The organism is Paenibacillus terrisolis, assembly GCF_056171975.1.
In genome coordinates this window covers 548,756-571,143 of the sequence record NZ_JBKFGG010000001.1, presented here as the reverse complement: position 1 = coordinate 571,143, position 22,388 = coordinate 548,756, and the positions used below count along the sequence as shown (strand labels likewise).

The 22,388-nt window shown below is 48.0% G+C and carries 21 protein-coding genes; 15 read left to right on the top strand and 6 right to left on the bottom strand.

The features are described from left to right. The first annotated feature begins 7 nt into the window (after positions 1 to 7). On the top strand, positions 8 to 145 hold the full coding sequence (locus ACI48K_RS02465) for a paeninodin family lasso peptide (RefSeq protein WP_475025986.1): 138 nt from the start codon (positions 8 to 10) through the stop codon (positions 143 to 145). Positions 146 to 271: 126 nt separating this feature from the next. Here the strand turns inward: ACI48K_RS02465 and ACI48K_RS02460 are convergent, their stop codons facing one another. Both ACI48K_RS02460 and ACI48K_RS02455 read right to left on the bottom strand, forming a co-directional pair. Continuing rightward, entirely contained in the window at positions 272 to 637 is a 366-nt protein-coding gene (locus ACI48K_RS02460; RefSeq protein ID WP_475025985.1) for a helix-turn-helix domain-containing protein, read from the bottom strand. Between the two features lie 596 nt (positions 638 to 1,233). Continuing rightward, positions 1,234 to 1,989, bottom strand: a complete 756-nt coding sequence (locus ACI48K_RS02455; RefSeq protein WP_475025984.1) for an SDR family NAD(P)-dependent oxidoreductase — start codon at positions 1,987 to 1,989, stop codon at positions 1,234 to 1,236. A 216-nt stretch (positions 1,990 to 2,205) separates the two neighbouring features. On the opposite strand from ACI48K_RS02455, the gene ACI48K_RS02450 reads away from it, so the two are divergent. Together ACI48K_RS02450 and ACI48K_RS02445 are read left to right on the top strand one after the other, a co-directional pair. Then, positions 2,206 to 3,093: an AraC family transcriptional regulator gene (locus ACI48K_RS02450; protein ID WP_475025983.1), complete on the top strand. Its 888-nt coding sequence runs from the start codon at positions 2,206 to 2,208 to the stop codon at positions 3,091 to 3,093. An 80-nt stretch (positions 3,094 to 3,173) separates the two neighbouring features. After that, on the top strand, positions 3,174 to 3,953 hold the full coding sequence (locus ACI48K_RS02445; protein WP_475025982.1) for a sugar phosphate isomerase/epimerase family protein: 780 nt from the start codon (positions 3,174 to 3,176) through the stop codon (positions 3,951 to 3,953). Between the two features lie 138 nt (positions 3,954 to 4,091). Here the strand turns inward: ACI48K_RS02445 and ACI48K_RS02440 are convergent, their stop codons facing one another. Both ACI48K_RS02440 and ACI48K_RS02435 read right to left on the bottom strand, forming a co-directional pair. After that, positions 4,092 to 5,831 (bottom strand): HAMP domain-containing sensor histidine kinase, encoded by a 1,740-nt coding sequence (locus ACI48K_RS02440; protein ID WP_475025981.1) that lies wholly within the window; start codon positions 5,829 to 5,831, stop codon positions 4,092 to 4,094. Beyond that, positions 5,828 to 6,562: a response regulator transcription factor gene (locus tag ACI48K_RS02435; RefSeq protein ID WP_475025980.1), complete on the bottom strand. Its 735-nt coding sequence runs from the start codon at positions 6,560 to 6,562 to the stop codon at positions 5,828 to 5,830. The genes ACI48K_RS02440 and ACI48K_RS02435 overlap by 4 nt, the downstream gene beginning before the upstream one ends. 163 nt (positions 6,563 to 6,725) lie before the next feature. Between ACI48K_RS02435 and ACI48K_RS02430 the strand changes: the two genes are divergently transcribed. The 5 genes from ACI48K_RS02430 to ACI48K_RS02410 all read left to right on the top strand — a co-directional run bounded on the left by ACI48K_RS02430 (position 6,726) and on the right by ACI48K_RS02410 (position 14,764). Further along, positions 6,726 to 7,037, top strand: coding sequence for a YbjQ family protein (locus ACI48K_RS02430; RefSeq protein WP_475025979.1), 312 nt, complete (start codon positions 6,726 to 6,728; stop codon positions 7,035 to 7,037). A 79-nt stretch (positions 7,038 to 7,116) separates the two neighbouring features. Next, a complete protein-coding gene (locus tag ACI48K_RS02425; RefSeq protein ID WP_475025978.1) occupies positions 7,117 to 9,456 on the top strand; it encodes a M13-type metalloendopeptidase in 2,340 nt (779 codons plus the stop codon). A 238-nt stretch (positions 9,457 to 9,694) separates the two neighbouring features. Further along, positions 9,695 to 10,441: a lysostaphin resistance A-like protein gene (locus tag ACI48K_RS02420; protein WP_475025977.1), complete on the top strand. Its 747-nt coding sequence runs from the start codon at positions 9,695 to 9,697 to the stop codon at positions 10,439 to 10,441. Positions 10,442 to 10,860: 419 nt separating this feature from the next. Next, a complete protein-coding gene (locus ACI48K_RS02415) occupies positions 10,861 to 13,404 on the top strand; it encodes a beta-mannosidase (protein ID WP_475025976.1) in 2,544 nt (847 codons plus the stop codon). 13 nt (positions 13,405 to 13,417) lie between these two features. Next, entirely contained in the window at positions 13,418 to 14,764 is a 1,347-nt protein-coding gene (locus tag ACI48K_RS02410) for an MFS transporter (RefSeq protein ID WP_475025975.1), read from the top strand. A 10-nt stretch (positions 14,765 to 14,774) separates the two neighbouring features. On the opposite strand, the gene ACI48K_RS02405 is transcribed toward ACI48K_RS02410, so the two are convergent. After that, positions 14,775 to 15,617, bottom strand: coding sequence for a helix-turn-helix transcriptional regulator (locus ACI48K_RS02405; protein WP_475025974.1), 843 nt, complete (start codon positions 15,615 to 15,617; stop codon positions 14,775 to 14,777). Between the two features lie 202 nt (positions 15,618 to 15,819). On the opposite strand from ACI48K_RS02405, the gene ACI48K_RS02400 reads away from it, so the two are divergent. The 4 genes from ACI48K_RS02400 to ACI48K_RS02385 all read left to right on the top strand — a co-directional run bounded on the left by ACI48K_RS02400 (position 15,820) and on the right by ACI48K_RS02385 (position 19,746). Then, complete coding sequence (locus ACI48K_RS02400; RefSeq protein ID WP_475025973.1) at positions 15,820 to 16,896, top strand: hypothetical protein; 1,077 nt, start codon at positions 15,820 to 15,822, stop codon at positions 16,894 to 16,896. Positions 16,897 to 17,483: 587 nt separating this feature from the next. Beyond that, positions 17,484 to 18,296, top strand: a complete 813-nt coding sequence (locus ACI48K_RS02395; protein WP_475025972.1) for an amidohydrolase family protein — start codon at positions 17,484 to 17,486, stop codon at positions 18,294 to 18,296. A gap of 39 nt (positions 18,297 to 18,335) precedes the next feature. Then, on the top strand, positions 18,336 to 19,124 hold the full coding sequence (locus ACI48K_RS02390; protein ID WP_475025971.1) for a phosphorylase family protein: 789 nt from the start codon (positions 18,336 to 18,338) through the stop codon (positions 19,122 to 19,124). A 19-nt stretch (positions 19,125 to 19,143) separates the two neighbouring features. Further along, positions 19,144 to 19,746, top strand: a complete 603-nt coding sequence (locus ACI48K_RS02385) for a class I SAM-dependent methyltransferase (RefSeq protein ID WP_475025970.1) — start codon at positions 19,144 to 19,146, stop codon at positions 19,744 to 19,746. Between the two features lie 139 nt (positions 19,747 to 19,885). Here ACI48K_RS02385 and ACI48K_RS02380 read toward each other — a convergent pair whose 3' ends face one another. Then, positions 19,886 to 20,347 (bottom strand): MarR family winged helix-turn-helix transcriptional regulator, encoded by a 462-nt coding sequence (locus ACI48K_RS02380; RefSeq protein WP_475025969.1) that lies wholly within the window; start codon positions 20,345 to 20,347, stop codon positions 19,886 to 19,888. Between the two features lie 158 nt (positions 20,348 to 20,505). Between ACI48K_RS02380 and ACI48K_RS02375 the strand changes: the two genes are divergently transcribed. The 3 genes from ACI48K_RS02375 (at position 20,506) to ACI48K_RS02365 (ending at position 22,377) form a co-directional block, all read left to right on the top strand. Continuing rightward, complete coding sequence (locus tag ACI48K_RS02375) at positions 20,506 to 21,375, top strand: SDR family NAD(P)-dependent oxidoreductase (RefSeq protein ID WP_475025968.1); 870 nt, start codon at positions 20,506 to 20,508, stop codon at positions 21,373 to 21,375. Between the two features lie 154 nt (positions 21,376 to 21,529). Continuing rightward, positions 21,530 to 21,973, top strand: coding sequence for a LytTR family DNA-binding domain-containing protein (locus ACI48K_RS02370; protein ID WP_475025967.1), 444 nt, complete (start codon positions 21,530 to 21,532; stop codon positions 21,971 to 21,973). Continuing rightward, entirely contained in the window at positions 21,973 to 22,377 is a 405-nt protein-coding gene (locus ACI48K_RS02365; RefSeq protein ID WP_475025966.1) for a hypothetical protein, read from the top strand. The genes ACI48K_RS02370 and ACI48K_RS02365 overlap by 1 nt, the downstream gene beginning before the upstream one ends. The last annotated feature ends 11 nt before the right edge of the window (positions 22,378 to 22,388 follow it).

Genomic DNA, 22,388 nt, shown 5'->3' with positions numbered 1-22,388 from the left:
GAAACGAATGGAAAAGAAACAATGGATAGCCCCTTCCTTAGAAGTGCTGCCTGTTTCGGAAACAATGGCAGGACAAGGTCTTACGAATATTGATTTTACTTACGTTGACGGCAAACTTGTAGACATCGACGTGTCCGACTCGTAGAATTTATTCCTTGTGTGTTGGTTGATTAAAAGTGCCCCGGGAGGAAACGCGAATAGCCTTCGCTTTCCCTCCCGGGGCAAAGTATTTTTATTTCCGCTACTTTCGAACGGACATGCGGGAAGTGTCTTATTTCTCGGATGGAGTGTCGGACTCCCTCGACCGGTCGCGCAGCACGCGGTTGAGCAAGCCGCGAATCAGTTCGATATCTTCTTTCTCCAGCGGGATGCCGTCCCAATGGAGTTGCTCGTAATTGAGATATTCTTTGGCGTTGTGGTTTGGTTCGGGAGGATCCGGGGAATCGGTCAAGCCAAGCAAATAGTCGGCCGAAGTGTGCAGTTTTCTCGAAATAGTCTGGATCGACTCTATTGTAGGTTGCCTGTATCCGGATTCATAGCCGGCATACGTGCTTTTGGCCACGCCAACGAAATCCGCCACCTCTTGCATCGTCAATTTCCGCTTCTTCCTTAGTTCTTTAAGCCGCTTAGCAAACATGCCCTTACCTCTCCCAAATCATTTTCTCCGTTTGCGTTTTCTTCTGTAACATGATTATAACATGATCGTAATTGTGTTGATATAATTCGGGCATGAAATATATATCCGAAATCTTCCTACTCATAGAGCCATAAATCCCTAAATATAGTCTGGTTTGATCAAGATTCGTTTCCAAACTAACATTAAAAGGGATCGAGGCCAAAATTAAAATCGGTTTCAATAACACGAGATAAATGAAGGATTAAAGGTGATTTTGATGCAGCCGCATTTTTGAGTAGCGGTTGAGGAGATAAAAAAATGGCATGGGGATTTGATGCGGGTATTTCAAGCTTCTCAGCACTTTGATATGTCCAAATTCAGATATATCTTTGATTTGAGGTTGCTAATATGACTCGGTAGAACCTTTCCCTCGATGCACTTGTAAAATAAATGCATGGTCTATGGGGAGGCATATGATTCAGGGGACGGCTTGCTTTCTCTTAAATTAATGGACACCGTCCCCTTGTATCTATTTTCAGCAATCAATTCTACTTTCTGTTTTGAAGGGACTTCCGTCGTTTCTTCAAGATTCCGATTCTCATGTCGTTCCGATGTTCTTAAAGCAAATGTCCGCCAGATACTTCAATGTCCTGGGCTGTAACCCAGCCGAAATCATCGGACAATAGGTTCACAATGACCTTCGCAAGATCTTCGGGTTGGCCGATTCTGCCAAATACAGATTGATCTGCCAGCGGCTGGATGAATTCAGGATGTTTATCGAATGCTCCATCGCCAAAGTTGCTGAGCGTAGGACCGGGAGAAACTGCATTGACCCGAATTTTGCGAGGTGCAAGTTCTTTGGCAATGTAGCGAGTCCAAGTTGAAAATGCTGCTTTTAATGAGCCGTAGGCGGAGTATCCCGGAAAAGATTGGTTCTTGGATGAACTCGTGGTGTTTACGATGGCTCCGGCATCATCCATGAACCGGACGAGGTGTTGTGTTAAAAAAACGGGTCCTTTGAAGTTCGTATTAAGGATCTTGTCGAAGTACTCTTCGCTCATCTCATTGAACATCATTGGCCCACCAACACCGCCATTATTGACTAAGTAATCAAAAGACGTTCTGTTCCAAATTTCTTTGAGGCTCTTTTTCACTTCTTGAACGAAACCTTCGAATGTTGGTATTTGAGTCAGATCCAACTTCAGGGCTACAGCCCGAACTCCATTATTCTTCTCAATTTCCTTAACGACGGCTTCAGCGCGATCCTCATAGGAGTTGTAGGTGAGAATGACACTAATTCCGCGCTGGCCAAGCTCAAGCGCGGTCGCTTTTCCAATGCCATTACTTCCGCCTGTTACGATTGCAATTTTCATAAGATCCTCCTTTTTTGTGTTCGATCTGGATTCTATGTTAGTCGTTCCTGCTGAAACAATCTAGATTTAATAATGCCTTTTGATTGCCTAAAACCACCGACACTCATTTCTGACCACTCTAATTCTCCCCTGATTTCATTTTATAAAGAGCCTAAAAATGCCAAGTTGTTTCAGGGTTGTGTTGAGGAATAGAAAGTCGTGTGGTAGAATATGCGCATGAATAAAGCATTGGATGAGATTATTGATTTAATGAAAAGTGCAGGCACTCGACCCATTGAAACCGGTGTACCGGGGTTAAGTATGATTAAGGGAGACATTCCCACACATCAACTCGCAGCGCTCTACGAGCCTCGGATTGGTTTTACGGTTCAAGGTACAAAGATTCTTTCAATCGGGGGGCGCAGCACTACCCTGGAAGGGCCTTCATATTACGTGTTACCGGTACATGTTCCCGCAACGGCGAGTGTACATCCGGACCGTGATGGCCGTCCTTACATGTCCCTTGGTCTTGAGTTGAATCAAAACGTTCTTCAGAGTTTATTAAGAGATCTTCCTGAAGATCTAATACCAACTACTCCTGAACATTTCGCGGCTTGTGAAATGGATATTGAATTTATGGAGGCATGGCTGCGCTTATTGCGATTAACGAAAACATCAAGAGATATTCCGGCTCTCGCACCAGCTTATGAACGCGAAATCCTTTATCGCGTTCTGATGGGACCACAGGGATGGTATCTGAGGCAGCTTGGCCTGCGAGAAAGTAATTTCTCTAAGATTTCTCAGACTGTAAAATGGCTTCGCGATAATTATACGAGGCCAATAGACATCGGTGAGATGGCATCAAAATCGGCTATGGCTGTAAATACCTTTCACCGTCAGTTTAAACGGGCAACGGGATTAAGTCCGATTCAATTTCAAAAGCAATTAAGGCTTTTGGAGGCTAGAAACCTCATTGCATTTGAGGGCTATGCAGTAGCCAGCGCCGCATATCAAGTTGGCTATCAGAGTCCCTCACAGTTTAATCGAGAGTACTCCCGCTTCTTTGGTTCATCTCCAGCTCGGGACACTGAGAAACTAAGACGTATCGAAAGCGCGAGGGACTAGCTAGTCGCTTCTATCGAAGTAGGGACGCTGGGGGAATGATCCTGGCGTCTTGACGGAAAAAGTTAGAAAGGAAGTGGCGTATGGTTACCATTTATGATTGGTTTGGCTATGAATTGCCGATAAAGGAACGCTATCAGTTAATAAAGGATGCCGGATTTGATGGCGTTTTACTGTGGTGGAGTGATGGCTTTGGCCGTGACAGCTATGGTCGGGGCGATTATCGTAACGGACCGCAAATGGCGCGGGAAGCAGGTCTTTTTATAGAAAATATCCACACACCCGTCCAAGATCAAAACAACCTCTGGCTTGACAATCTGGACGGTGAAGCCTTAACCGATTGCTATTTGCAGTGTGTTGCAGATTGCGCTGAATTTGGGATTCCGGCCATGGTGGTGCACCTGCCGGATGATAACCATCCATACAACGCATTGGGATTGGATAGAATCAAGAGGATCACTGAAAAAGCTGAACAGTTTGGCGTCAATGTTGCGATGGAGAATTTACGGAATCTTACCAATTTGGCGTATGTGCTGGAGCAAGCAGATTCTTTGCGTATCGGATTCTGTTATGACTGCGGACATCACTACAGCAACCATTCGGCCGGTGATTTATTATCCATGTACGGTTCCCGGCTGATGGCTCTTCATTTACATGATATTGGCGGAAGCCATGCCCAGCACCAGCTACCCTTTGACGGCCCGATTGATTGGTCAACCACCATGAAAAAAATTGCGGGAACGGGTTATTCAGGAGCGACTGCACTAGAGGCCATGAATTGGGATTATGAAGATTTATCGGCTAAAGAGTTTTTACATAAAGCGTTTGAACGAGCAAAAAGGCTGGAAGCATTAAAACTATAGTTTTTTCGCCAAGGCCTCACCAGGTTCAAGCGTTCGCTAAAGTTTTTTATTCGACCGATACTTAGAATCCTGCCGGTAACCCCTTTTATTTTGCCCGCTGAGCGTTCGGATAGGGAAGAAACCTCCCCAGCCAAACGCTCAGCAGGGCAACAAAATTTCAATTTTTGTGCCCAGCCCTACTTTGGATTGGACCTGAATTTCACCGCCGTGCGCCTCCACGATAGCTTTGGCAATGCTCATTCCGAGCCCGGAGCCAAACGTCGATTCTTCCGTATTTGTTCCCCGGTAATAGCGATTGAACAAATGACGCAGCGTTTCCTCGTCCATGCCTTTTCCGTTATCAATGATTCGTATGCAGGCCTTGTCGTTCATCCTGCCGACAGAGACAGTGACGGCCACACCCGGCGGGTTATGCTTCACGGCGTTGGACAGCAGGTTGTCCATTAACCGCTGCAGCCAAGTTTCGTCGGCTTGTACCAGGAGAGGACGTTCTTCCCCGATGTAGTGAAACTGATACTCGGACATGGTGGCATCGTTGACGTACTTCAGCACGGAGTGGCGCACGAGATGGGCCAGGTCTATCTCCCGAAGCTCCATGATCGAATGGCCCTGCTTGAGCTGATGAATCATGGAAAAATCGGAGATCAGTTCAAGCATATAATCCCCCTTTTCCCGAATTGTCGAACCCATGATCCGCATCTCTTCCCGGCTCCACTCCTCAGGCATGCTCTCCAGTATATACCCGTAGCCTTGAATCGTGGCCAGGGGTGTGCGCAGATCGTGGGAGATCCCCGACATCCACTCCGCTTGCGCCTTCTCCAGCCTCTCGCGTTCCTTCTCGGTTTCTGCCAATTGATGGGTCATCTTATAGAAGGATTCAATCACTTCCTTGTAAAGTTTATAGCTGGTCCGCATCGAGCCGTTGCGGCGGAACACCTTGCGTTTGTCCTTGGCGGTCAGCACTTCGTCATATTGCCCTTTGCGCATGCGTTCGAACCAGCCGGCGAACAAAATGAGAGGCTGACCATAGCGATAACCGTGCCAGATAGAGACCGGAACCGCCAAGAGCAGGATTAGTCCTGCAAACCATACGAGATTACGCGTTGCCGTATCCAGCGCGGGATGCTTCAGTGGACCTCCCGCTGCATTGGGCGTATAGAGAATCCAGGTCATCCCGCTCAGCTTGTCCCGATGGGCGACTATATTCGTGTCATAGTTGCCGGGCGATTGCTGAATGGACAGGATATCCAGTGGACGATACGCCTTCTGCACGTATGCTTCATTGCCGATGCCTTGTACGGTCTGTCCGGCGGAGTTGACCACCTGCAGATAGCCGCCGGTGTCTTGCAGTCTCTGTTCCAGAAGGGGAACGGCGTTACTCTGTACCAATCCCTGCTGCCCGTAAGAGTCAAACAAGGCCACAAGCCGGTCAAGATCAGGACTATGGTAGCCTAACATGTACAGATGCGGTTCGTTAAAAGTAAAACTCAGCTCAGTGTTCACGGTAAATGTTCCAAACGTCCGTGTCTCTTGAATATCGAGCAGCTCGGCGGTGGAGTAAGAGACCGGCAGCGCAGGATGCGAATTTGTATTAATGGCGTAGGTCACGGTTCCTTCGGCATTGACAACCTGCAGCCACATTCCTTTCTCCTCGATGAGCTTGACCCATTTAGGGGAGATCTGAATCGTCCCGTCCTTGGAATTGGCTTCTTGAGCAATCAGTTGCAGAGCGCCAACAGGGAAGTTCCGGCGCAACTCATTATTCTTCATGTTCTGGAAGTACATGATGCAGGCAACCAGAGTAATGGCCAGAATCAGCAGGGAATAGAAAATCAATTGATACGTGAAGTGAAAGGCCATGCGCTGTTGTATTTTCATGGCTTCTGCGGCTCCTTCACCAGCTTGTAACCGAGCCCCCGTACGGTAACGAGCAGCTTCGGATTGCCGGGATCGATCTCGATCCGCTCTCGTATGCGCCGGATATGCACCATCACGGTCGAGTCATCGCCCTGCCCGTTAATCCCCCAAACCTTGTCGTAGAGCTGTTCTTTGGAAAATACGATTCCGGGATGCCTGCAAAAGTGCAGCAGCAGTTGGAAGACCTGGGCGGGACACGGAACAGGTTGTCCTTCTACAGCCAGCTCACCCTCCGACTCGTTCACGGTAAAACGGCCGAACCGGTAAATCTCCGAATCAGGCTGCTTCACAGAGCCAGTTGCAGGTATTTCCGGCTCCAATCGGCGTATACGAGCCTGAATTCTTGCGGCCACCTCCAGGGGATTGAAGGGCTTCGTGATATAATCGTCTCCGCCCATGGCGAAGCCTCGAAGGACATCCAGATCGGTAGCCTTGGCCGTCAGGAAGAATATATGCGGATTCCCGTATTCGCGGAGCTTGGAGCAGAGCTCCAGTCCGCTGCCGTCGGGGAGCATAATGTCGAGCAGAATGATATCAGGGGCAACGCGTGCCGCTACGTCGAGCGCTTCCGCACAAGTGGATGCCGCGTACAAGTGACGGAAGCCTTCCCTGCGGAGCACCATTTGGAGCATCGTAACAATCGAGGACTCGTCATCGACGATGGCGATTTTTATATCGGATAGACTTTTCATGGTTATCACCCTTATTCATAGTAACATGCTCACATTAACGGAACCTAAACGCCGGGAGCAAAATTAAGCTGTTGTTCATCGATTCGTTTAGGTTCTGTTTCAGTGACGCAGGTAGGATAGGAAATGTGAAGCACAAATCTTTTTATTCCTGGGAGGAAGACACTTGATTATTACAACAACCGCAATCATTGAAGGTTCCCCGGTCAGGCAGTATATCGGCGTGGTCACCGGCGAAGTCATCATGGCTGCCAATGTTGGGCGAGACCTTCTCGCTTCATTTACCGATTTGGTAGGCGGGCGTTCGAAAGCCTATGAAACCAAGTTAAGGGAGGCGAGGGACGAAGCTTATAAGGAAATGACGCAGCAAGTATCGCAAATGGGAGCCAATGCCGTGATCGGCGTCGCTATCAATTACGAGGTTGTTCGTCAAGGCATGCTGATGGTCGCTGTCAGCGGAACAGCAGTCATTATCTAAGCTTCAGCCAAACACCACTGGTATCCGGATCAACTTCATCATTTCAACGAAAATTTCAACGAAAAGGGGCTTTACGCAAATGAAAAAAACGGGCGCTTTAATTCTTTCCCTATCTTTGCTGGCATCCGGATTCTCATCCGTTCATGCAGCTGAAGCAGCTTTATCCGTATCGCTAAACGGAGATCAGATCCAGTTCAGCAGTTCTGCACCGATCGTAGAAAAAGGAGTAACACTCGTCCCGGTGCAGCCTGTTTTGGAGAAACTGGGCTTCAACTTGAAATGGGATGAATCCTCCCGTACCCTCAGCGGCACCCGAAATGGCCTTGCCTTATCCCTGGTAATGGGCAGTAATTATGCAACTGTGAACGGCAAAGCCGTTAAGCTGGATGCGGCGCCTAAGCAAATCCGTAACGCAGCGTATGTGCCGCTCCGCTTCGTCGCTGAAACGGCAGGCTATCAAGTAGCCTGGAATAAATCGCGGCTCCAGGTTAGTCTCACCTCCAAGCAGCCGGCCAATGAAGCGGCATCAATCAGACCACAAGACGACTTATACGGAGCCGTAAATGCAAATTGGCTGACAACCACGGAATTGCCGGCAGATAAAGTAATCATGGGCGGCTTGGTGGATCTCGATACTAATGTGAAAAAGCGACTGTCCACGGATATGGCAAAAATGGCAGCCAAAGGACGAGATAAAACGGATGACGAGATCGGCAACATGGTTAAATTTTATAAACTTGCCGCCGACCGAGAACAACTTAACAAACAGGGATATGAAGCCATTAAGGCGGATATCGATAAAATCAAATCGATCAACAGTTTGGACGATTTTGCAAAGGAACAAAAAGACCTCTATTTTAAAGGGCTTGCTCTGCCGTTTAGTTTGAATCTTTTGTCCGATATGAAGAATGCCACTATAAACGAACTATACATCGAGGCTCCTATACCTGCGATGCCGGATAAGAGCTACTATTCTTCGGAAAATCCCCAAAGCGAAGTGTATTTGGGAGTATACAAGAAAATGCTGGCGGACCTGCTGGTGATGGTTGGGGAAACCGAAAAAGACGCGGATCGAATTGCCGGTGAAGCCGTAGATTTTGAACAAGAGTACGTGCAATATACATTAAGCTCAGCGGAAGCAAGCAATTTTGAATCGTTTTATAATCCCAAAACCATGGATGAGTTAAAAGCTTACAGCAAAAATATTGATCTGGAAAAATTCTTGATAGATGTCGTCGGCAAAGCCCCGGAGCATATTTCCGTCATGTCCCAAGCGTATTTTGAGAATCTGGATAAGATTATTAACGAGGGAAATTGGGAAAAGATCAAAAGCTGGACTTATGCGACCTTTGTTTTGAAATCCTCCTCTTTGCTATCCGATGATTTTGTAGAAACATCCACTCAATTGAGCCGGGCATTGTCCGGTCAGGAAAAAGCGGCATCCACTGAAGAAACGGTTTACAATACCGTTAATTCAGCATTCAAGTATGTTGCCGGAAGCTATTACGGGAAGACGTACCTTGGGCCGGAAGCAAGGCAAGATGTTACGGACATGGTTCAGCGTATGATTGGAATTTACAGAAACAAGCTGCTGAACAATGACTGGATGTCCGAGAAGACCAAGACGGAAGCGGTTAAAAAGCTGGATAACTTGAAAATACACATTGGCTATCCCGACAAGCCGAATGACATGTATTCGTTGTTGAAAGTAGATGCAAATAAGACATTGTTTGAGAACAATCGATCCATCCAAACCATTATAACTAAAAACAATTTTGCCCAATTTGATCAGCCCGTTGATCGGGACGAGTGGAGAATGGCTCCGAATTTGGCGAATGCGTCCTATCAACCGCTGACAAACACAATTACGATCCCTGCTGCGGCCCTTCAAGCGCCATTTTATGATAAAAATCAAAGCGCAAGCCAGAACTATGGAGGGATAGGTGCTATTATTGCGCACGAAATCTCTCACGCCTTTGATACAAATGGAGCGAAATATGACGAGATTGGAAATATGGTCAATTGGTGGACAAATGAAGACTTCGAGAAATTTGAAGCAAAGGCAAAGGCAATTGTTGACCAATACAACAAGGCTGAGTATCTGGGCCAAAAAATCAGCGGACAAATGACGGTATCGGAAAATATTGCGGACATTGGCGGACTCATGGTTGCTCTTGAAGCGGCAAAACAACTGCCGGATGCAAATCTGGAACAGTTCTATAAATCATGGGCAACCATTTGGAGACAGAAGGCTCGTCCTGAAATTGAACAATTACTTCTAACCATCGACGCTCATGCGCCCAATAAAGTTAGGGTAAATGAAGTCGTGGCTAATACCGATGATTTCTACTCAACCTTTGATGTAAAAGAAGGCGATGCCATGTATATAGCTCCAGAGGACCGAGTGACTCTTTGGTAAAGCACTGTACTGAAAAATAGAATGAGGTGATTTGATTATGAAAAATCGGACTGGGCGAGGGCTGCGGACTGTGCCGGCAGGAGTGCCGTACCATCGGGTACTTGTCAGCGATAAGCGTAGAATAGGACGCGACATACTTGCTCTTTTACTTCTCATCGGCGGATTGTTTTTCTTTAGCTTGTTGTCCCCTATAATCGGAGGCGTAATCGACACCCACGTCTTTGGGCGGGATAATCCCATGTCTGGCGGTACGGACTTCACCCCGGTTTACGTGGCTAGTAATTTTGTTGGGGTCGCTTTGCTCATCCCGTGGAGCATGTTGATACAGCGCTGGCTTTATGGCGTAAAGGGAGCCACGCTGCACTCGGTACGCTCAGTCTTCCGACTAGCTGTGTTCGGTCGCGCGGTGTTGATTATTCTTCCCATTTGGACGATCTATATGGTCTTCTTCAACTGGTTCTCGTCGTACAACACCACGGAATTTCGGGTCGCTGATTTACTGGCTATCTTCGCGGTAAGCGTGCTGCTGGCGCCGCTCCAAAGTGCCGGTGAGGAGTATACCTTTCGGGGGCTGATATTCCGGATCGCTTCCAGTTGGGTCCGTGGTCCGAGAGCGTCGCTTATCGTCGGCATCGCGGTCTCGAGCGTGTTGTTCGCCCTCGTGCATTCGTCGACCGACCCGTGGTATAACCTGTATTACTTAGTTCTCGGCGTCACGTTTGCAACGATAACCTGGCGAACAGGCGGTCTGGAGAACTCGATTGTTATCCATGCAGTTAACAATACGCTCGCCTATATCTTCGTTATACTCCTGCGCGTCGAGTATTTGACCGCCATCGACCGTTCGGCTGGAATGGGCTCAAAGATCATGCTGATGCCTTGTGCGGTGCTTGTGTTTGTCACCATAATTATATGGTTCGGCACCCGTCGCACCGGTCCTGACCTGACACCTCAGAACATGACTTCAGTCAATGAAATAAATTGAAAAACTCCGTAACCCAAGAGGTACTGGTTCTCCGGATTTCCGGGGAGCAGTACCTTCTTTGCGGCCCGTATATTGTTGAATCCCATTCGATTGTAATCTGCCCCGCGAAAACGCCGAATCTGCCATTTGCATTCTTCGGAATTTTTGCTATCTTTTTCTCGTGTCAGCGGCCCATATTGTCAAGGCAGGATATAATGATTTGGAAATATAGCGGATTCAGTTCAGGCAGGCGATTGAGCGGTTTATCCCTCATTGGCCTGCCTTTTTTTCTTTTCAAGCTTCACCGGTTCCCGTTCCAATGATTCGATATTACAAAAATACAAATATTCTTAGATTTATATAAGAGACCGCTTTCACTTATTGCTAGCATGTGAGTGGAGCATAGCATTTTATAAATACGGTAAGGGGGATGACGCGAGATGCATTATACCGATCTTGCGGGAAGTTGGACGTTAACCGAGCGAAGAACGCAAAGGAAATATCCGGGACAACTTCCGGGCAGCAACTATATTGATTTGTTGAACCATGGGGCCATTGAAGATCCGTTCTGGGGTTTGAACGAGAATGAGGCTCGGAAAATCTCTGAGAAGGAGTATGTTTACTCCCGTCATTTTTCCATCGACGACGAGTTGTTGAAATGCGATCGAGCGGTGCTGGAAATCGCCGGACTCGACACGTTTGCCACTGTGAGGCTCAACAACCGGGAGATCGGTCGGGGCGATAACGCTCACCGTGAGCTCCGTTTTGAGATCAAGCCATACCTGGTTGACGGCCAAAACTACATCGAAATCGAGTTTGCGAGTCCCATTCCCTACATTCGGAAGATGGGACGGGAGATGCCGCTTTTCCACATGTCGTTTGGAGAAATTCCGTCCTATGTCCGTAAGCCGCACTACCATTTCGGCTGGGATTGGGGGCCGTGCTTGCCTCCGGTCGGCATCAGCGGGAGAATCGGCATCCGGGGCGAGAAACAGGCCCGTCTGGAGTGGGTGAAGGTGAAGCAGCGCCATGCGGACGGCAAAGTGGCTTTGCGTATTACCGGCAGCGTGGAGCGGCTAGGCGAATCTCAAAATTCCACGGCTTGTCGAATTAAATTAGTCTCGCCAAACGGTACGGCGCAAGAAGCGGTTGGCATTTTGGGCAAGGGGCTTTTGGAAGCCGAACTGATCGTAGACAAGCCCGAGCTTTGGTGGAGCAACGGGCTGGGCAAGCAGCCGCTGTACGAGGTGGAGGTTTCCCTTTATACGGAAGGCACCAGTCAACCGCTGGATGTATGGAGACGTCAGATTGGCTTGCGGACGATCCGTTTGGATACGTCGGCCGATGCGTATGGCAACAATTTTCGTTTCATTGTCAATGACGTGCCGATTTTCGCCAAAGGGGCGAACTGGATTCCTTCCGACAGCTTTGTAACTCGAACGACAGCGTCGGATTTGGAATTCTATCTTCGCAGCGCCAAAGAGGCCAATATGAACATGATGCGGGTGTGGGGCGGAGGCTACTACGAATCCGATGCGTTCTACGAGCTGTGCGACCGGTATGGATTATTGGTGTGGCAAGACTTTGGATTCGCCTGCAATGAATATCCGTTGTCCAATGCCGCATTCATGGAAAGCGTGCGGCTCGAGGTAGAAGGTCAGGTTCGCCGGCTAAGTCACCATGCCAGTCTGGCTCTATGGTGCGGCAACAACGAGGTTGAACCGTTTTACCTGTTGATGAAACGGAAATCGGTTGCCGTGCATAAGCAGTTCTTTTTCGAGCAGCTGCCGGCCTGGATTTCGCAGCACGATGAAGCGACGCCGTACTGGCCGGGGTCGCCGAGCTCCGGGGGGCCGCAGGCCAAAGCATCGTTGCTTCACAAGGGAGACAGCCACCTGTGGCAAGTATGGCACGGGATGAAGCCGATTGAATATTTGGGAGAAATGCCTGCGCGCTTCTGCTCCGAATTCGGCCTTGAATCCATGCCCGCTTTGTCCACGATCCGCAGTTTCACGGATGCCCAACCCATTTCCATTTCAAACCCGGAAATGAAAGCGCATCAAAAATCTCCGGCCGGAAATGAAAAGATGCTGTTCTACATCTTGTCGAAATACAGGAATCCCGCAAGCTTCGAGGATTTCATTTATTTGTCCCAACTGATTCAAGCGGAGGCGATACAGGCTGCAACGGAAGGATGGCGGCGAAAGACGGGCCAATGCAACGGTGCTCTGTATTGGCAATATAACGATTGCTGGCCGACCGCCTCATGGTCCGGGGTGGACTACGAAAAGCGCTTCAAGGCACTGCAGTACAAGGCGAGACATTTTAACAACATGCTTTGCGTATCCGCCCATATGCGTAAAGACGCAGCTGAGGTATACGTTATCAACGATTACGCGGCATCCTTTCGCGGAAGGCTGCATTGGAAGCTAACCGATTTCGACGGGACAATCCTTGCCTCGTCCGAGCTTGAAATTTTGGCGGAACCGACGGGAGCCACGCCGGTCCTTTCTCTGGATTTTGGACGCATTCTCGGGCGACGGGCGAGAAACGATTTGGCGCTGATTTTGACTATAACGGACGAGAACGGCGCCATCCTCTCCAAGCAGAATAAGCTGCTGGTGCCGGACAAGCAGGCACTGCTGCGCAAACCGCGCATTCGTCAGGAGCTTGCTCTCGCGGACGGAAAAGCGACGCTGTCGGTGGCATCGGACACCTACGCCCGTTATGTGCGCATCGAGATTGATGGCCTCCATGCGCCGCTCTCGGACAATTACTTCGATCTGGAAAGCGGCGAGTCAGCAGCCGTGACGTTCCCTCTGGAGAAAGGGATGGATGCGGAAAGCCTGACCGGACGAGTGCGGATCAAGTCTTTGGCGGATGTCAACTACGAAAGCAGCCCGCTTGGCGATAAAATGCGCAGTCTGCTGTTCCGCTTGCGGCCGATTAACTTTTTAACCTGGATAATCTACAAATTCGTGTAGAGGGGGATTCATTGTGGAGACGACGAGATCCGAGAGACTCTCCTATTATAGCTACTCGTTTGGACAAATTATGATTTATATGCTGATCAGTTCCTTTCTGCAGCTGTATTTGACGGACATTGCCATTCCGGCCGCGGCTGTGGGCACGATTTTACTAGTTACCCGCATATGGGATGCCCTCTGCGATCCGCTGTTTGGCACGATCGTCAACAAAAGCAGTTTTAAAAGCGGAAAATACACGCCTTGGTTGCGAGTATCCGGTATCCTGATCGCGGGGTTTACGGTCCTCTTGTTTGCAGTGCCCGCATCGCTGTCCCAAGATTTGAAAGTCTGGCTCGCATTCCTCCTGTATATGGCGTGGGGAATGAGCTATACGCTGTGCGACGTTCCTTATTTCTCTCTGGTTACGGTCATGACCGGAAACGTAACGGAACGCAATACGATTTTGTCGCGCGGCCGCTTGCTTTCGCTGATCGGAACCGCCGTCATCGCTGCGGTGTTCCCCCTGGTTTACCCGAAAGCGGGCTGGTTCTGGAGTGTTTTGACCATCGCGGTAATATCTTTCGCCTGTATGTCGCCGCTAGGCCGGGTTGCGCGGGAGCGTCATCGGAATACGGAGCCTGTTCCTCCGCTGAAAACCCTGTTGAAGGCGGCAGCGCGAAATAAATATCTGATGGTCTTCTGCTTGTCGTTTATCGTTGCGAACCTGACCAATACTCTGTTGACGATTAACGGATATTTCGCGATTTATTGCTTGGGCGGTCCGGAAATGATCGCGGTCACGATGACCATTCCGATGCTGTTCGCCGGCCTGTTTTGCGCCATGGTACCCGTTATTATCAAGAAAATGGATAAATTCAATCTATATATGATTGCAACGGCAGTGGGTGTGTTGACCAGCATCGTCATGTATTTTGCAGGTTATGACAACTTCGCGGTCTACATGGTCCTGTCGACGATCCGTATCGTAGCGACGACTTATACCAGTTCCTTTATGATTTTGTTTGTCATCGATTGCGCGGAATATGGAAAGTATAAAACGGGAGAAGACTGCACCGCGATTGCCGTATCGCTGCAAACGTTCGCGGCTAAAACATTGGGAGCGCTCTCGGCTGCCATCGGCATGTTTATTTTGGGCATGAGCGGCTTTGTGGATGGAGCGTCGGCGACGCAGCCGCCCGCCGTTATAGACACGCTTTGGCTGCTCGTCTCCATTCTCCCGGCAGTTGGACTTGCCGTCTCCTTTTTCATCTTGCTGTTCGGATACAAATTGCGTGACAAGAAAGTTCAGATCATGTCCAAGGTCAATCGGAACCTGATGAGCAGAGAAGAGGCTGAGCTTATTCTGGCAAGGAAATAAACATCGTGATTTAGAGGGGCGGGGCGGCTGGAACCGCTGCTGCAAGAGGCTGAGCTTCTTCCTTGATAATGTCCCGAATCTTCTCCGTGGACAGTTGCCCGTACCGATTGGCCGTGAGAAGGTTGTTATCCGGTTCCTTCATATTCCATACGTTAGCTGCGACATAGTTTCTGGGGCTGCTTTGGTAGGCCTTATGGAAGTCCTTGGAGAAATAGGACAGGCTGCCATAACCGAGCATTTCGGCGATTTCGGTGATGGAATAGTTGCTGTTAAGCAGCAGCCTCTTAGCTTCCTCCAACTTGACGCTCTTCACATATTGGGTGAGAGATATGGCTGCTTCGGATTTGAATAAAGCCGATAAGTAGTTAGCATGCAAGCCTAGCGCCTGGGCGATATCTTTGACGCGGCATGGCTCGAACAGATGGCTGTGGATGTATTGGATGGTCCGCACGACAGGCAGCGAATAAGACTTGAGCCGTTCTTCCTTGACGAGCAGCGAGTAGTGGCGGATAAGGTCAACGTTCAATTCGCATACGGATGCCGGAGTATTCATTTTTTCCAGCTTATTGATGTAGTAGTCGCTGAGCGCAAAGCATTTCTCGGGTTCAACGCCTGCATCTGCAACCGCCCTGCATACCACGGTGATTACGCAAATGACATTATTTTTAAGCGAACGCAGGGAATCATCGGCAAGCGGATACGTATTCAAGATGTCCGGCGTTAAATGAGCGAGGAAATCCAGGTCGCCCTTCAGCACAAGATCTACGCAATATCGCTCGAACTCTCTTGAGAGATGATGGTATCCGGCGATTTTCATTTGTTTGATTTCCCATTCCGCGGTTCTTTTTGCCATATCTGATTGCCTCCGTTCGCTTTTGTTAAATGAGTCAAGATGAGATTGGAATAATGCAAAATTCCTTGCTTTATTACAACTATCATACAGAGGAAGCTGGTATGATGCAAACAGAAATCGGTAGCAATAAATGGTTAGAAGAATAAGAAAAAACCCGGTTATAAATCATGAAATCCATGAACTGATAAGGAGGAGCATTCATATGAAGCCGCAGGGTCATTCCGTAATGGGAGCCAGTCCTGAGCATTATGAACATCTAGGCATCTTGCGGAAAGAAATCCGGCCATGGGAGGACGGATTCCGTACAAAGGGCGAGAAGGGCACATACGAGTGGTGGTATTTCGATTCGCAGATGGATGACGGCTCCACGCTGGTCATCGTGTTCTACTCCAATAAGTGGACACTGGCGCCAAGACGTGGGCCTTCACCGCAAGTGACCTTCGACTTACATACGGCGGAGGGACAACATTATTCCGAGAAGCTCGAGTTTCCCCTTTCCCGGTTTAACTCTTCTAAGGACTGCTGCGACGTTCGGTTGGGCGATTGCTCTTTCGTCGGCGACTTAAACGAATATCATATTCGGTTTAAACACGGGAATTTGGAAGCGAAAGTAAGTCTTGCAGGCAATGTCCCTTCCTGGCGTCCGGAAACGGGCTATTTCTATTTTGGCGATCAAGAGCAGCATTATTTCGCTTGGCTGCCTGCCGTGCCTGAAGGAAAAGTAGAGGCCGAAGTAACGGTAGACGGATTGACATCCCGTTACACCGGAACCGGATACCACGATCATAATTGGGGCAACATCTCGATGATGAGCATTATGCGGCATTGGTATTGGGGACGAGCGAAGGTGGGGCCTTACCAGATCATCTCTTCTTATATTACCGGGGAGAAAAAATACGGAAGCCGCAAATTCCCCATCTTTATGCTGGCTAAGAATGGCGTCATCCTTGGTGACGACGCTGCAAACTATTTGCGCTTCCGGGAAGAGGACGCTTATATCGACGAGACGACCGGACAGACGTTCTACAATCGTCTCATCTACGATTACAATGATGGCCGCCAGCATTACCGGGTCACTTATCGGCGGGAGAGGGATATTGAATTTGTTCGGGCGCTGGACACCTTGTCCAAGCCGCTGCAGTTGATTGCGAAAATGGTCAGCTTGGACGGCGCATATATCCGCTTTACCGGCCTTGCCACCGTCGAATGCTTCGATGGAGAGCGGATCGTGGAGAGCGTGTCGGCTCCGGCGATTTGGGAGCTTACTACGAAGCTTTAGCTGCGAGGAGAACAAATGGCATGAAGCTGTACCGATTAACAGAATACTGACAAATAATGTGCGGAGAAGCCTCACCATTATGGTGAGGTTTTATTATGGCTTAAGCCAGTTGTACCCGAAGCGCAGGAAACAGAAAACCGCCCGCTATGCGGGGGTGAGGCTTAGCTGATGCAGACGTTATATATAGGATTCTTCCAACCTCTATTATAACGAAACGAAAAGGGGGGAATGGCAGTACCTCGTCAACTTAAATATAGACTCTTCATACCGCTTTTCGACGATGGAACCGCACTAAATGGAAATTCTCCCGTTAATCGCCCCCTTATTGAATCTGGTCGAACAATAACTGGAAATCCTCCAGCTAAATCATCGACTTAGACCGCAGACTGCCTCGTTTGCCGAAATTAGCTGGAGTATTTCCAGTTAAATTGCCGTGAATCCCCATTTTGCTTAAATTAGCAGGAGCTTTTCCCTTTATTGGATCGTAAATAAGCTAACTGAAGATTTCAAAAAGATGACTCCTACATTTTCTGTCAGAACATGGTATGGTAAATAAGGACGAATTCCATATAAATCGGAGGGTTCTTATGTTAATTGATATTCATGCTCATGCGGCAGGCGATTACGGCACAGTAGATTCCATAAAAAATATGGCCGAAAAGTACAATCTGGAGAAAATTGTTCTGTGCACAAGCCCCAAGAATATTCAAAATCTTCAGAAACCTCCGAGTATGCCCTTCAAACAGAAGCCCGACAGCATATATATGATGAATCGAATGAACCGGCTGGCCTATAATCATTTCTTCAAGGAGAATGGGGACGGCAATCAGTTTGTCTACGATTTGAATAACCGGCTCCCCGAGCTGGTTATTCCGTTTCTCTGGGTAAACCCGCTTAATTCCGGGCACATGGATAATCTGGAAAACAGTATCCGCACATATCAACCCAAAGGAATCAAACTCCATCAAGCATGGGATTCCTTTAAAATTGACGGTATAGCCTTTAAAAAGCTCGTCGATATTGCCTCGTCGCATCATCTGCCGGTGTTCATTCATTTATACTCCAAAAAAGAAGTCCTGAAACTGCTGCGCTTTATAAAGGAAAACCCAAACGCGGTTTTCATTATCGGGCATTTGACCGGTACCGACCTTTTCAGCGAAAGCGGCGTAAACCTAAAAAATGTCTACTTTGATACTTCAAGCTCCAAGAGAATTCAGGGCAGCGATATTAAGCAGGCCATCGACGCTTTCGGGTATGAACATATCGTTTTCGGTACGGATACGCCTTATGCCGGCATTGAGGAACAGATTGACAGAATTGAACAGTTGAATCTGTCCGATCATGTAAAGGAGCATATTTACAGCCTGAATGCAAAATATATTTTAGCTTTAGACAAATAGAAGGAGGCTACAATGGATTATAACGATTTGATATCGGGCATGAAGCGTTTTGGCGCCACGGATGGGGATGTATGTGTGAATGGCTTGGGAATCGCTGCAAACATGATTCATGAGAATGTCGTAATTACACCCGGTTGGGAGCCGGAAACAGTGCCCGGTCTTGGCAAAGCGGAGCTGCTCAGCTCAGCCGGATTATTTTCCTCCTTCAAAGTATGGAACATGAAGAGCGATGACATCGAAATGACTTTTATCAAAACCGGGTTTGGCGCACCCGTGCTCATGGACGCTTTATTGTCTTTGGGTGTTTCCAACTGTAAAAAAATCATCTTTGTAAGTTCCGTCGGCGCTTTGGACAGTCAAATAGGCATAGGCGATATCGTTATCCCCGAGTACTCCATTTGCGGTGACGGTGCAAGCCGGTACATCGCCTCAGACCAACTCGAAACGGATGTTTTTGGCGAGAAAGCTTATCCCGATACGTCCTTGCTCAGGCAGCTTAAGATAGAAACAGAGAATATTTGCAAAGAACATCACGTCAAGTGGCATATGGGCAAAACTTTCTGCACGGACACGATCTTTGCTCAATTTGCCCATATTGACAGCATTATTGGCACGGGATGCAATACCGTTGATATGGAAACGGCCTCAGCATTCAGGGCGGCGAAATTGATGAAAAAAAACCTAGTCGCCCTATTCAGCGTTTCCGATAATACGATGGCAAACAAATCCCTAATAAGCGGAAGAACGCAGGATGAGATAGATTACCGCAGATTCGTCAGGGGAGAGATTCTGCCTAAAATTATACTCAATCTCATCCAAGCGGATTAAGGGAAAATGGAGGGTAACGATGGGAAACACGGATAAGTTTGAAATGATAGCCAATATATATGACACCTCTGAAAGAATTCAAATTGCAAAGGTATCATCAAATGCCATTCGTGAATATTTAGCTGATGCTAAAAGGAAGAACGCCATTGATTTTGGATGCGGAACCGGCCTTGTCGGAATGAACTTGATCAACGAATTTGATTCTATGCTTTTTCTGGATACGTCACCAAACATGATCCATCAGATAGATCAAAAAATTTCCGGTTCCAATATACAGAATGCGGCAACGTTATGCTTTGACTTTGAAAAAGACAGTCTTGCGGATTTACATGCCGACTATATTTTTATGTCCCAGGTTCTTCTCCATATTGCGGATGTTGAACTGGTTCTAGCAAGATTATATGAGGTTCTAAATGAAGGCGGACATCTGCTGATCGTTGATTTCGATAAAAATGAAAACGTTGTTTCGGATATGGTTCATAACGGATTTGATCAGACAGAATTAACGGATATGATGACAAAAATAGGATACAGAGATGTTCAATCGAAAACTTTCTACTCCGGAAGCAACATATTCATGGGGCAGGATGCATCTATGTTTATTCTTGATTCACGGAGATAGAGCATCCGTCAGGACATGTGGTGGCCGCAACCCTGCTCGCGAAGGCAAAAAGAATGGACATACAAGAAGAAGACGCCCGGGTTCGTTCAGCCTGAGCGTCTTTTTGGCCTGCTTATCTTTACGAGGAGCGAATTTTTGCCTAATAGCTCGAAAATCCATTGAATCTTCTGAGGATTTGAATAAATTCCTGAAGCTGCGCATCATCCCAGTTTGAGATTCGTTCGAAAAAAACGGACCCTTTTTCATTGAGGGCATGTGCTGCCTGTTGCTGTCCTTCCTCAGAGAGCGAAAGAAGAATGGCTCGGCCATCATGAGGCGAAGCTTCTCTTTTCACATACCCAAGCGACTCCAATTGCTTAACAAGGCGGCTTACGGAGCTCCGATCCATCGCGGTTGAATCGGCTAAGGCCGCAGCACTTGTCGGCCCATAAGAGTAGAGCCAACGAATAATATGGAAAGCGGCAGGCTGTAAAGACGAATCGAATCGGACAGCAGCCTTGACGTTTAGGGCATGCGCAGCGCTGATCAGAGCATTAAGCTGCTCGCCTAAAGCGATCTCCAATTGCTCTCTCGGCTCATTATTGTGTTGATTATGCTCCATTATTATTCACCTTTCCGTTATACAAAAATAATCCGTCCATTTGATTGACATATATCCATTAAATCAGTATAGTGGACATATGTCAATCAAAATAATGACTTGACACCGTTTCTTCGGATTTCTTTTTCAAAATATTGTATCACATAAGGAGAATGTTCATGCCGAAAAATCCAGTTGTTGTCATAACCGGTGCCACGAGCGGTATGGGACAGATTGCGGCTATTGAACTGGCGAAACGGGGGTTCCGCCTGGTTCTGACAGCCAGAAGCAAAGAGCGTGCGGATGCAACGAAGAAGCTCATTCAAGAAACCACGGCTTCGGCTGAGGTAGACTTTTTTTTCGGAGATCTGTCGTTAATGAGCGATGTCATTCGAGTTGGCCAAGAAATTGCGGCGGCGTACCCTGTTATCGATGTGCTTTTGAACAATGCGGGAATTCACGCCTTTAAGCAACGCGTCACCTCTGAAGGATTTCCGGAAATGACCGCTGTCAACTATTTGGCGCCCTGGTTGTTGACGCATGTCTTGAAGCCATCCTTACGGAACGCGGGAAAGGCCCGTGTGGTTAACGTGGCCTCGGAAGCCGCGCGCAACCACGGCGTACTAAAGCTGCCTGAGGATTTAACTGATGCGGAACCTTTTACTGCCCGGGGTTCGTCTTCGATTTATGGGAAAACCAAGTTGTTGAACATCATGTTCACGATGGAATTGGCTCGGCAATGGGCGGGTACAGGGATCAGCGTGAATGCCCTGAATCCGGGATTTAATGTCACCGGTTTGGGACGTGAACTTAAGTTTGCCTCTGTCATCGAACGAATTTTGAACCTCTTTCATATTGGAGATCCCCGAAGAGGGGCTGAAATCATGACTCGCTTAATCGTAGACGCAAAATATCAAGTGACAGGAGGGTACTTCAACGTCGGGACCGGGAACCCGATTAAGCCCGTACACCCCGGGGGAGATGCCGCTATGCAAAAGAAGTTATGGAACGCGACTCAAGACCTGTTATCTCATCATATGTTATTATGACTTTATAAAACCGTTATGGCAGCGCAGAAGCCGGAAGAGAGCAATCCCGTACTCTTTTCCGGCTTTTTGTATGTTGGTATGCAATTATTGAATCTTAGTAGCGGACCTATTGTGACATGGAACTTTTAAAACTATACTGATCGCGGGTGATACGATGATTCTTAAACTTGAACAGGACTTGGCCAACCGGGATATTGAAATATCGATCCGATACGCAAGGATGAACGGAGAGCTGGAGCGTCTTGTTACACTGATACACTCGGTCAGTAAACGGCTTAAATGCGATTGGGACGGCAATGAGAAGCTCGTAAGCACCTCCGATATTTACTATATCGAAAGCGTTGATAAAAGAACGTTCGTGTATTGCGAACATGCGGTTTACCGTACGGAGTTCCGTTTGTACCAACTGCTCGAAGAATTGGAAGCGCTGGGGTTTGTCCAAATCAGCAAATCCTGCATCTTGAATATTAATATCCTGGATACCATCAAACCTCTGATAAACAGCCGAATGGAAGCTACCCTTAAAAACGGCGAAAGGCTCTATGTCTCCCGAAAATACCTCGCCAATATCAAACGGGAATTGCAGAAAGGGGTTTGATGATGAAGAAAAAAGTCGTGAATATCATGGTAACCACCGGGATTTCCCTTGTCGTCCTTGCTTTGATCGGCAGTTTATACGGAGCGAGATTCCTTTTTATCAACGGCGTTTTTCAGACTCTTGGGGCGAACGTTGTCATTCATCTTGGATTGATGGTCACTGCCAAGTTTGAAAGCAAATACACCATACTGGGAGTACTGGCGAACATCAGTTATACCGTCGTTGTACTGATTATCTTCGGAGCCATATTCAGCTGGTATGACAGCACTCCCATTTGGATCCTGGTTATCATGGCGGTGGTGGTCTATCTGTTTGGGGGGTTGCTCAGTATTTTTCGCATCCGAGAAGATGTAAGAGTCATCAATGATTTGCTGCAAAAGCGCGACAGTAAAATAACCGAATAGGGAGATGGAAC

Coding starts and splice junctions, on each gene's coding strand:
- ACI48K_RS02465 (WP_475025986.1), top strand. CDS start 8: ATGGAAAAGAAACAATGGATAGCCCCTTCCTTAGAAGTGCTGCCTGTT.
- ACI48K_RS02460 (WP_475025985.1), bottom strand. CDS start 637: ATGTTTGCTAAGCGGCTTAAAGAACTAAGGAAGAAGCGGAAATTGACG.
- ACI48K_RS02455 (WP_475025984.1), bottom strand. CDS start 1,989: ATGAAAATTGCAATCGTAACAGGCGGAAGTAATGGCATTGGAAAAGCG.
- ACI48K_RS02450 (WP_475025983.1), top strand. CDS start 2,206: ATGAATAAAGCATTGGATGAGATTATTGATTTAATGAAAAGTGCAGGC.
- ACI48K_RS02445 (WP_475025982.1), top strand. CDS start 3,174: ATGGTTACCATTTATGATTGGTTTGGCTATGAATTGCCGATAAAGGAA.
- ACI48K_RS02440 (WP_475025981.1), bottom strand. CDS start 5,831: ATGAAAATACAACAGCGCATGGCCTTTCACTTCACGTATCAATTGATT.
- ACI48K_RS02435 (WP_475025980.1), bottom strand. CDS start 6,562: ATGAAAAGTCTATCCGATATAAAAATCGCCATCGTCGATGACGAGTCC.
- ACI48K_RS02425 (WP_475025978.1), top strand. CDS start 7,117: ATGAAAAAAACGGGCGCTTTAATTCTTTCCCTATCTTTGCTGGCATCC.
- ACI48K_RS02420 (WP_475025977.1), top strand. CDS start 9,695: ATGTCTGGCGGTACGGACTTCACCCCGGTTTACGTGGCTAGTAATTTT.
- ACI48K_RS02415 (WP_475025976.1), top strand. CDS start 10,861: ATGCATTATACCGATCTTGCGGGAAGTTGGACGTTAACCGAGCGAAGA.
- ACI48K_RS02405 (WP_475025974.1), bottom strand. CDS start 15,617: ATGGCAAAAAGAACCGCGGAATGGGAAATCAAACAAATGAAAATCGCC.
- ACI48K_RS02400 (WP_475025973.1), top strand. CDS start 15,820: ATGAAGCCGCAGGGTCATTCCGTAATGGGAGCCAGTCCTGAGCATTAT.
- ACI48K_RS02395 (WP_475025972.1), top strand. CDS start 17,484: ATGTTAATTGATATTCATGCTCATGCGGCAGGCGATTACGGCACAGTA.
- ACI48K_RS02390 (WP_475025971.1), top strand. CDS start 18,336: ATGAAGCGTTTTGGCGCCACGGATGGGGATGTATGTGTGAATGGCTTG.
- ACI48K_RS02385 (WP_475025970.1), top strand. CDS start 19,144: ATGGGAAACACGGATAAGTTTGAAATGATAGCCAATATATATGACACC.
- ACI48K_RS02380 (WP_475025969.1), bottom strand. CDS start 20,347: ATGGAGCATAATCAACACAATAATGAGCCGAGAGAGCAATTGGAGATC.
- ACI48K_RS02375 (WP_475025968.1), top strand. CDS start 20,506: ATGCCGAAAAATCCAGTTGTTGTCATAACCGGTGCCACGAGCGGTATG.
- ACI48K_RS02370 (WP_475025967.1), top strand. CDS start 21,530: ATGATTCTTAAACTTGAACAGGACTTGGCCAACCGGGATATTGAAATA.
- ACI48K_RS02365 (WP_475025966.1), top strand. CDS start 21,973: ATGATGAAGAAAAAAGTCGTGAATATCATGGTAACCACCGGGATTTCC.